Source organism: Ornithinibacter sp., assembly GCF_035443565.1.
GTDB lineage: Bacteria > Actinomycetota > Actinomycetes > Actinomycetales > Dermatophilaceae > Fodinibacter.
Genome location: NZ_DAORSO010000407.1, coordinates 1 through 1,149, shown reverse-complemented (window position 1 = coordinate 1,149; position 1,149 = coordinate 1). Strand labels below are relative to the sequence as shown.

At 69.0% G+C, this 1,149-nt stretch carries 1 protein-coding gene and 1 pseudogene; both read right to left on the bottom strand.

The genetic code is table 11. The annotated features are described in order from the left end of the window. Positions 1 to 676, bottom strand: a 676-nt coding sequence (locus tag PLL68_RS15565) for a carboxyvinyltransferase (protein ID WP_324535648.1), incomplete at its 3' end; no start/stop codon positions are given. 98 nt (positions 677 to 774) lie between these two features. Continuing rightward, positions 775 to 1,149: pseudogene (locus PLL68_RS15560) on the bottom strand (3-hydroxyacyl-CoA dehydrogenase NAD-binding domain-containing protein); the annotation flags it as partial.

Here is a 1,149-nt window from a genome sequence, read left to right as displayed (position 1 = left end):
GGGTGGCCGCCACGTCGAGCCCGAAGGGCTTGAGAGCGGACAGGTGGGGCTCGATCGTGCGGGTCCCGAGGTCACACCCTCCGGCATACGGCAGTTGGAAGCTGCCGAGCTCGTGCAGGAGAGGGCCGAAGAACATGATGACGGTGCGGGTGCGGCGCGCGGCGTCGACGTCGATGCTGTCGAGGTCGATGCGCGCCGGCGGGATGATCTCCAGGTCGTTGCTGCCGGGCAGCCACCGCACCTTGACCCCGATCGAGGTCAGCACCTCGATGATCCGGTTGACCTCCTCGATGCGGGCGAGGCTGCGCAGCGTGGTGCGCCCCTTGTTGAGCAGGCTGGCGCACAGGAGGGCGACGGCGGCGTTCTTGCTCGTCTTGACCGGGATCGAGCCGGACAGCTTCTGGCCGCCGACGATCCGCAGGTGCTGGGGGCCGCTGTGGCCCAGGGAGACGAACTCGCTGTCGAGCTTCTCGCCGACGCGCGCGAGCATCTCCAAGGACAGGTTCTGCTTGCCCTGTTCGATGCGCGCGACTGCGCTCTGGCTCGTGCCGAGCAGGTCGGCGAGCTCACTCTGGGTCAGGCCCTGATGGCGGCGTGCGTCCCGGATGAGGGTGCCGATCCGGGTGAGGTACGTGTCAGATGGTGAGGTGACGGTCACCAGTCCATCGTAGATCATATGTGAGATATCGCCACCCATGCGGGGCGTGGTGTTCGGAAGCCGAGCGGCCGCAGCATCGAACCTCTGCTGCGGCCGCTCCGTGTGATGCCTTCGGATCAGGCGGGGACGCTCGCCACCCCGGCCGGCAGCAGCCGCCGACCGAGCACCCGCTCGGAGACGCCCTCGCGGTCGAGCAACGGGCAGAGCCCGCCGTTCCAGAACTGGAACCCGGCGCCGGTGATCATCGCCAGGTCGATGTCCATCGGCGCGGCGACGACGCCCTCCGACAGCATGAGGCCGACCTCCGTGGCCAGCACCCCGAGGATGCGCTCACGGGCCTCCTCGACGCTCAGTTCCACCGGGTTCTCCGGCTGCTCGGCCATGGCGAGCACCTCCGGGTCGGGTACCGGGCGGCCACCCTCCATGAGGTAGTACCCACGCTTGCCGGACTCCACGAGCCGTCGCAGGCTCGGCGAGACGTGGAACCGGTC